The 8,426-nt window shown below is 49.2% G+C and carries 7 protein-coding genes; all 7 read left to right on the top strand.

Going from position 1 to position 8,426, the window contains the following annotated elements:
* The first annotated feature begins 214 nt into the window (after positions 1-214).
* Entirely contained in the window at positions 215-1,903 is a 1,689-nt protein-coding gene (locus EV210_RS22390; RefSeq protein WP_132083839.1) for a PucR family transcriptional regulator, read from the top strand.
* A gap of 155 nt (positions 1,904-2,058) precedes the next feature.
* A complete protein-coding gene (locus EV210_RS22385) occupies positions 2,059-3,984 on the top strand; it encodes an OPT family oligopeptide transporter (protein WP_132083837.1) in 1,926 nt (641 codons plus the stop codon).
* Positions 3,984-4,313: a PqqD family protein gene (locus EV210_RS22380; RefSeq protein ID WP_132083835.1), complete on the top strand. Its 330-nt coding sequence runs from the start codon at positions 3,984-3,986 to the stop codon at positions 4,311-4,313. Before EV210_RS22385 ends, EV210_RS22380 begins: the two co-directional genes overlap by 1 nt.
* A gap of 28 nt (positions 4,314-4,341) precedes the next feature.
* The gene (locus EV210_RS22375; protein WP_132083833.1) at positions 4,342-4,710 is read left to right on the top strand and encodes a hypothetical protein; all 369 of its coding nucleotides are present in this window, start codon (positions 4,342-4,344) and stop codon (positions 4,708-4,710) included.
* An 18-nt stretch (positions 4,711-4,728) separates the two neighbouring features.
* On the top strand, positions 4,729-5,691 hold the full coding sequence (locus EV210_RS22370; protein WP_132083831.1) for an aminopeptidase: 963 nt from the start codon (positions 4,729-4,731) through the stop codon (positions 5,689-5,691).
* Positions 5,692-5,907: 216 nt separating this feature from the next.
* Positions 5,908-6,324 carry a pre-16S rRNA-processing nuclease YqgF gene (locus tag EV210_RS22365; RefSeq protein WP_132083829.1) on the top strand — a complete coding sequence of 139 codons (417 nt, stop codon included), beginning with the start codon at positions 5,908-5,910 and terminating at the stop codon, positions 6,322-6,324.
* Positions 6,325-6,985: 661 nt separating this feature from the next.
* Positions 6,986-8,287, top strand: coding sequence for an S-layer homology domain-containing protein (locus EV210_RS22360; protein ID WP_132083827.1), 1,302 nt, complete (start codon positions 6,986-6,988; stop codon positions 8,285-8,287).
* The last annotated feature ends 139 nt before the right edge of the window (positions 8,288-8,426 follow it).

Below are 8,426 nucleotides of genomic sequence, written 5' to 3'. Positions count from 1 at the left end.
TCGGTAACCTTTTCAGTGAGTCTTGAGACTCAGCTAGTAACATGCCCTTTTAGGGCTTAATCAAGCCACCCGTTTTACGGGTGGTTAGTGACTATCTGCATGCTTTAGCAGGGATTTTGTTCGCAGGAAAAGAACAAATAAGAAGCGTGTATTAGATTGGTAGTAAAATAAGAGCTGATGCATCCGAAAGTATGTAGTGGCGGAGATGATAAACATGGCTGTGCAGATAGCCGAGCTGTTAAAGCTGCCAGCCTTGCGCCAGGCTCGAACAGTAGCCGGTGAGCGAGGGCTGGATCGGGAAGTGGAATATATCGACGTGCTGGAAAGTCCGGATAGCGGCGCAATAAAACCGCGCGGGCTTTATTTGACAAGTGGCTTTCTTTTTCAAGCTATTCCCCAGTTTCAGGGGATGCTGGTTACGCAAATGCAGGAAAAGGGAGCTGCCGGTATTCTTTTACAGCTGGGCAGCTATCTAAAAGAGGTACCGCCAGAAATGTTGGCAGCAGCCAACCGGCTGGAGTTTCCGGTTATTGCACTGCCTGAGGGCAGCAGTTTCGCGGCAATCATAAAAGAGGGCTTAGAGCATGTATTTTTTCAGCAGGAAAAAGAAATACGGCGTTCGCAGGAAACACAAAAGAAACTGGCCGAGCTAGCCTACACTGGTGCCGACTTACAGCAAATTGCGCAAACTATAGTAAGTCTGGTGGCGAATACCATCATCGTGGCCGATCGGGACTTCTCCCTGTTGGCGTATGCGTATCTCGATAAGCCTTATAAAGGGCGCAAGCCAAGGGTGTATGCCGGGAAAATTATTGATAAGTACTTATATAACTTAAAACGCACGGGTTTTATTGATAAAATCCGCTCCAGAAAAAAAGCGGAACGGGCCGAGGTCTTATTCAGTAATCTGGGGCAGCAGGCCTGGGTTATTGTACCTGTCCTGATTAACGGTGAAATCCTTGGCTATATTGCCATGCTGGAGGATCAGCACCGGTTATGTGAGCAGGATTGGCAGGTACTGGTTCAGGCTGCCAATGTAACGGCAGTGGCGATCTACAAACAGCTGGCGGAAGGCGAGGTTGTCAGGCGAAGGCGCAATGACTTTTTGGCCGGTGTCCTGGAGGGTAGTGTGCAGGCAGGGCAGGCTGCTTTGGAGCAAGCTGCGGCCCTGCAAGTCGATCTAAATAAAACCTGGCTTGCTGTTCAATTGGAATTTCGCAGTCCGATTAAGTTTACGCAGCATCCGTTAGCGAATGAAGAGCAGGATGATATCGCTGCTAAGCAATGGGGAATAGCGATGCTGACCAATCAACTCACAACCAGGCAAAGTGATCTGCTGGTAGTCGGTCAGCAGAGCGGTATTACGATTCTGTGCCCGCTGAATGCCGAGGCTGCCGGTGAGACAATCGCCAAGCGTGTGGAGATGATCCGTCATGAATTGCATGTATTTTCGCCGGAGCTGGAAATTGTCCTGGGCGTCAGCCGGCCATGCCGGGATTACCGGCTGCTGCCGGAAGCGTATGGCGAAGCGAAAGAGGCGTTGGAAATTGGGCGCAAGCTCAATAGAACAGGCAGTGTGCATTATTTTGATGAGCTGGGTGTCTATCAGTTCCTGACAAAAGTACGGGATATGCCGGAGCTGCAATCGTATTATCAGTCTGTTATTGGGAAACTGGACGGAGTAGAACCCAGCGTTCGCCATGATTTGGTCAAAACACTGGAACAGTATTTCAGTGCGAACGGCAACGTCTTTAAGGCAGCGCAAGGGCTGTATCTTCATCGCAACAGTATGAAGTACCGTCTGGAACGGATACAGGAACTGTTAGGCGTCGATCTTGATGATGCTGAAGTACGGTTTAATTTGCAGCTTGCCTTAAAAATTCGACCGCTCATGCAGCGCTAATGGCGGGGCTGCGCGCCCAAAAGAAATCACCCATTGTCACATTCGGACAGTGATTGGTGATTTTTTTTGTGCTACAGTGCTAATGCGGCGTACATTTGTTTAGCAGTAAGATAAGTCTGAATAGTTATCATTTTTTATTTGAAGGGGAGGATTTTATGAGCAGTGAAGAACGCCGCCTGGATTATCTGAATGTCTCAGGGCGGGAGTACGCTCCTTACGTGGCTGCCGACAAAGTTATCCCAGAGTTTACGGCAACCGCAATTATCATGGGGGCAGTACTGGCAATTATCTTTGGGATGGCCAACGCCTATCTCGGCCTCAAAGCAGGGATGACGGTTAGTGCCACGATTCCAGCAGCGGTTATTTCCATGGGGTTGTTAAAAGGTGTCCTGAAACGGGGAACGGTTCTGGAAAATACCGTTGCCCAATCGATTGCCTCTTCCGGTGAAGCAGTAGCAGCCGGGATGATTTTTACGGTGCCTGCATTTTTCTTATGGGGCTATGCACCGGATATGATGACCATGACGATAATGGCTTTACTGGGCGGTTCACTGGGAGTTTTGCTGATGATCCCGCTGCGCCGGTATCTAATTGTTGACGAACACGCCAATTTGCCTTACCCTGAAGGTACAGCCTGTGCAGAAGTACTGGTTGTTGGTGATCAGGGAGGAACCGGTGCCAAGACGGTATTTGCGGGTATTGGCATTGGCGCAGGGTATAAGTTTTTAATGGGTGCATTAGGCATCTGGGAAGAAAATCCCGAATGGGCGATTCCCGGTTTGAAGGGAGCCGCTATCGGCTTTGATGTTCTGCCTGCCTTAATGGGGGTTGGTTTTATCATCGGGCCACGGGCGGCTTTTACCATGTTTGCCGGCAGTATTCTCAGCTGGCTGGTCCTGATGCCTTTAATCTCCTATTTCGGCAGTGGGTTGACAACCCCGGTCTTTCCGGCAACAACCCCTATTTCCGAAATGGATCACTGGGCATTATGGAGTAAATATATCCGCTATATCGGCGCAGGCGGAGTTGCGGTAGGCGGTATGTTCAGCTTGCTGAAGTCGATGCCGACCATTATCAGCTCTTTTAAGGCTTCGATGAGCGGACTGACCAAAGGCGGCGCTGCTACAGCCGAAGACAGTCTACGCACACAAAAAGATATGCCTGTTATGTCGATCTTAATCGGCACAGTGATTATTTTTCTGGCCTGCGCATTCCTGCCGCAGCTGCATATGGGAGTAATCGGCGCGATTATGGTAGTTGTCTTCGGCTTTTTCTTTACTACCGTATCGTCCCGTATTGTTGGTCTGATAGGTTCCTCCAGCAATCCCGTCTCGGGCATGACGATCGGTACGCTGATCCTGGTCAGCGTTCTGTTGAAAGCTATGGGCTATACCGGTACGGAGGGGATGCTGGCGGCGCTGAGCATCGGCGCGCTTGTCTGCATTTCCATTGCCATGGCTGGTGATACCTCTCAGGATTTAAAAACAGCCTTTTTAATTGGCGCCACACCTTACCGCCAGCAATATGCACTGCTCATTGGTGTTGTCGCTTCGGCAGCCGTTATCGGCTGGACGCTGATGATGCTGAACAGTGCCTATGGTTTTGGTACAAAAGAACTGGCGGCACCGCAAGCTACGTTAATGTCTCTGGTGGTTAAAGGCGTTATTGACGGCTCACTGCCTTGGGCGTTGGTCGGAATCGGCGCATTTGTTGCAGTCGTTGCTGAGCTTCTCGGTATTTCCGTATTGGCTTTTGCTGTCGGTATGTATCTGCCGATTCATTTGAATGCAGCGATTGCTGTTGGCGGCTTGCTGAGCTTAATTCTGACGAAAACAGTGAAACACGTTGAAGAACTGAAAAAACGGACGGAAGAAGGCATTTTGCTCGCATCCGGTCTGATCGCCGGCGACTCGCTGATGGGCGTTGTATTGGCACTGTTGGTATATGAAAATGTTGATATGTCCTTAGGTATGAAGTGGGGCGGTTTTGTCAATGAAGTTTCAATGGGCATCTTCGTCGTGCTGGCCCTTGGCTTCTTACGGCACTGCCTGAACTTTAAGTGGAATAAGGAAAATGAGTAATGTCTACGAAACAAAATAATTTGATGATTAAGCGTCCTGCCGGCCGGGAGAATGTGGCGATGGAAGAGGGCGAGCAGCTGACGGTTTACCACAATCACTGGCTGAGCAAGCTCTGTTCCCGCTACTTTCGGACGCCGCGGCAAACCTATATCAAGCTTGATCCTTACGGAGCATTTGTCTGGCGCCATTGCAACGGACAACATACGGTTGCCGACATTGCCCGGCTGATGGGCGAGGAATTCGGCGAGCAGGCCGAACCGGTTCTGGAACGGTTGATTGTATTTCTCCGGATGCTGCTGGGACGCAAACTCATTGTTCTAGAAGACTAAAAGGACCGAATAGGGGAGGAAAAAAGTCATGTCAGGCGAAGTTTTTATTATGGGCACATTGGGATTTGCCGTTATGGGTGCGATCCTGTATGTCTGGGGCTATCGCAAGGCGCACAGAATGCCGCGGCAGCTGCATCACAGGATGGGACAGGAAATCGAGCGGCAGATTCAGCTTTGTCTGACAGGGCGTCCCCAGGGAGCAACACGCAAAGAAATTGCGAAAGCAATTGCGGGGCTTAGTGTAGGCAATCAACTGCAGGGCTATAAGCTGGAGGTGGCGGATACGGATGCTGCTGCCGGCGCGATCCTGGAGCGAATGATCAGCCGGGGAATGATCAGGGAAGAGGGTCAGGGTAAAGCTCGCAAATATGTTTTGCGTCTGCCGGAAGAAGCGTAACAAGAGGAGGACTGAACGATGACAGCCAACTTGGGAAAAAGTGCAGATATTGCGATCCGCCAGTGTATGGCGGTCAAGCCGGGGGAAACGGTATTGGTCGTAACCGACCTGCCGACCCGCAGTGTCGGGCAGGCCTTGTGGGAAAAAGCGGTGGAAGCCGGAGCGGAAGCTTTGTATATGGAAATGGTACCGCGCAAAAATGACGGCGCCGAACCACCGGCAGCCATTGCGGCAGCTATGTTGCAGGCTGATGTTGTGCTTGGTGCCACGTCGCGTTCTTTCTCTCATACGCAGGCGCGCAAAGCAGCCAGTAAGAAAGGCGTGCGTATGGCCACCTTGCCGGGAATTACCGAAGATATTATGCAGCGTACGTTAAATGCCGACTATGAGCGTATCGCCACGGTAAGCACTTTGTTTGCCGGGTTGCTCAGCAAGGGCAGTCATGTTCATATCTCCACGCCTGCCGGAACGGACCTTACCCTGTCCATTGCCGGCCGGGCCGGGCATCCTGATACGGGGATTAACCACGAGGCCGGCGACTTCAGCAACCTGCCTGCCGGTGAAGCGTACGTAGCACCTGTCGAAGGCACGACAGAAGGCGTTTTTGTCATTGACGGCGCCATGGCTGGTATTGGTGTTTTGGAAACACCGATCAAACTGACGGTCGAAAAGGGCTATGTCAGCAAGATCGAAGGCGGCCAGGAAGGGCAACAGCTCGAAGCGACTCTGGATGAATACGGTAAGGAAGCACGCAATATTGCCGAACTCGGCATCGGAACCAACGATCAGGCCATTCTGTCCGGACGGGTTCTGGAAGATGAAAAAGTAATGGGTACGGTCCATATTGCGCTCGGTAATAACGTCGGCTTTGGCGGTACTTGTCAGATCCCACTTCATCTGGATGGTATATTACTGAACCCTACCTTGACGATTGACGGTCAAGTAGTAATCAAAGACGGCAAACACGTCATCACAGCATAAAAACGGCGACGAAACACCAGTGAAAAAACTCACTGGTGTTTTTTTTACTGGCAATAAGCCTCTTGTCATTGCGAGGAGCGTAGCGACGTGGCAATCTCATTTTTTGCCATCTGAACTTTTTCGGCAGTTAAAGGGAGGACAATTCTCCTTATTTTTTGCCAGTAAAGGAATAAACTTCCTTAGCAAGAATATAATAAGCAAAGAAGGGATGGACTAATGAGTCAATATATTATCGCCGTAGATCCTGGCAGAGAAAAGTGTGGCATAGCAGTAGTTGAGAGCAATGAAGATGCCGTCCTGCAGCAGGTCGTTGAAACCGCCTATCTGGTGAGTTGTGTGCGGCAGCTGGCAGAGCAATATGCTACGCTTACGGTTATTCTCGGTGACGGCACTGCCCATAAGCAGGCTGAAACTGAGTTGAGGGGCGTGCAGGTTGGGGACAAGTTGTTAAATGTTAAATTGATCAATGAAAAGCACTCTACGGAAGAGGCACGCCATCTCTATTGGAAGTATAATCCGCCTAAAGGGCTGAAAAGGCTGATACCGGTATCCATGCAGGTGCCGCCGGAGCCGGTGGATGGGTATGTCGCCATCATCCTCGCCCACCGCTATTTGAGGGGCGGCCGCCGATAAGACCCCATCTGCGTTGTTGGGGGCAAAGAGGCGAGCTTGCCGTACCCACCGTACTGTCTTCACTCGCCTCTTTGCCCCCTGCCTAGCAGCTGGAGCCTTCTCGACGGCCTGAGCTTGGAGGCAAAGGGAACGGGGAACGGGCCTTTGGCGTCTGTGCCTGATGAGCTCCCCTGCGGGGTGCACAGTTAATACACAACTTGGCCCATCTGTCATTGCGAGGAGCGCAAGCGACGTGGCAATCTCATGTTTCGCTTCCCAGCATCAGTCTCCACAGAAGCCTTTGCCTACCGAGCCTGTATCTGCGTTTCAGCTTACAAAGTTAACATCCTTACATGGAAAAAATAAATTATCTGAAATTATTTTTATAAATCGACAAATTTTTGGCAGGAATACTCTTCCTCATGTTGAATATATTACCTAGAAGATTGTGATGGAATATTGTTCCAACCATATGATTCTAATCATGAAACTGCCTGGCAGACAGAGAGGCGGCGAGGGGTGCACACCTTATAAGCGCTCAATCTGCTGTGTGGAATCGTGAATAGGGTATGAGCTGAAAAAGGTGAATACGTTCTGAGGAAACGTGGACACTCGAATGGAAACCCTTCTTAGGCTCATCGATAGATAAACAAAAAAACAAAATCTAAGGGGGCTTTTCTAAATGAAAAAGAAAATTGCTGCTGCTCTTGCGGTTACTTTCGCTCTTGGCGTAACTAGCGCTTTCGCTGCTAATCCTTTCGTTGACGTTCCTGCAAAACATTGGGCTTATGACGCTGTAAGCAAATTGGCTCAAGCTGGTATCGTTGATGGTTATGGCGACGGAACTTTCCGTGGCGACAAAAACATCACCCGTTATGAAATGGCTCAAATCGTAGCTAAAGCTCTTGCTAAAGAAGACAAAGCTAACGCTGAGCAAAAAGCTCTACTGAACAAACTCTCCGCTGAATTCAGCGATGAACTGGATAACCTGGGCGTTCGCGTAAGCAAACTGGAGAAAAACGCTTCCAGCATAAAAATCACTGGTGATGCCCGTATCCGTGGTTTTGAAAACGGTGCTACAGACACTAATGGTAAATTAACTGGCAGCCATGACTACTTCGAGCAACGTGTTCGTTTGTATCTTGATAGTGAGTTGAATAAAAACGTTACTTTCAACGGTCGTATTTCTGCTCAAAATAAGAGCAATAGCGAAACAGAGCCTGCTGGAAAAGACACCTTTGGCGTAGATTATGGCTACTTCACTTTTAAAGACGCTATTGGCGGCGCTAATCTTTCGATTGGACGTCAACCTTTAACTCTTGGCTACGGTTTAGTGTCCAATCCAATTGGTGGTTATGATGCGGTTAAAGTAGCTTTTGGCGGCGACAAAGTAAAAGCTCTTGTTGGCTATGGTGATATTTCTCATCGGACAGGTGCTTCAGGTAGCGTTGCTAAAGAAAATGGTGCTGCAGGTGCTGGTATTGAAGTTACTACTGCAAACATCACTTATTCTCCTAGCAAAAACTTCCAGGCAATTGGTTCGGTATATTACAGCAATACCAATAAATACGACTATGAAGTATATGCTTTAGGTGCTAAAGCACAGTTGAATAAGAACTTCGCTTTAACTGCTGAGTATGCTACAAATGAAGCCTCCAATATCGGTCCTGATGATCATGCAATAAATGCTCAACTGGCCTATAAAGGTGCTAACAAAGCAGTTCCTAAAACTTTCGGTGTTTTCGTTAACTACAAAAAATACGGCGCCAGCGCTCTTGACTATACGTTGACTAGCGTACCTGTATTTGAAGGCATCAATGACGCATTTACTCGTGATAATGGTGTTAAAGGTTTGGGTTATGGCTTTAATTACACCTTCTCCAAAAATGTTATTGGTACCGTTACTTATGAAGACTTGGAATCCTACGATGGCAGCAAAGACCGCGCTGGCTTCGGCTACGCTCGCGCTGAATTCTGGTTCTAAGAAAAGTTTTACAAACAGATCCCCTATGGGGATCTGTTTTTTTATTGCATCTGCAGAATACCACACGCTAGGCGTGTGGTTCCAAAAAGCTTATAGCTATGCCTCGAAAAAAGCAGCCTCCCTTGTTAGAATAAATGCA

Origin of the sequence: Anaerospora hongkongensis, from assembly GCF_004339805.1 — a bacterium.
Taxonomy (GTDB): Bacteria; Bacillota; Negativicutes; order Sporomusales; family DSM-15969; genus Anaerospora; species Anaerospora hongkongensis.
Note: the sequence above shows the minus strand (reverse complement) of the source record. Positions and strands in the feature narration are given on the sequence as shown.

Excerpts from the sequence above, each read along its gene's own strand:
- EV210_RS22370 (WP_132083831.1), top strand. The coding sequence starts at position 4,729 with ATGACAGCCAACTTGGGAAAAAGTGCAGATATTGCGATCCGCCAGTGT.
- EV210_RS22385 (WP_132083837.1), top strand. The coding sequence starts at position 2,059 with ATGAGCAGTGAAGAACGCCGCCTGGATTATCTGAATGTCTCAGGGCGG.
- EV210_RS22360 (WP_132083827.1), top strand. The coding sequence starts at position 6,986 with ATGAAAAAGAAAATTGCTGCTGCTCTTGCGGTTACTTTCGCTCTTGGC.
- EV210_RS22375 (WP_132083833.1), top strand. The coding sequence starts at position 4,342 with ATGTCAGGCGAAGTTTTTATTATGGGCACATTGGGATTTGCCGTTATG.
- EV210_RS22365 (WP_132083829.1), top strand. The coding sequence starts at position 5,908 with ATGAGTCAATATATTATCGCCGTAGATCCTGGCAGAGAAAAGTGTGGC.
- EV210_RS22390 (WP_132083839.1), top strand. The coding sequence starts at position 215 with ATGGCTGTGCAGATAGCCGAGCTGTTAAAGCTGCCAGCCTTGCGCCAG.
- EV210_RS22380 (WP_132083835.1), top strand. The coding sequence starts at position 3,984 with ATGTCTACGAAACAAAATAATTTGATGATTAAGCGTCCTGCCGGCCGG.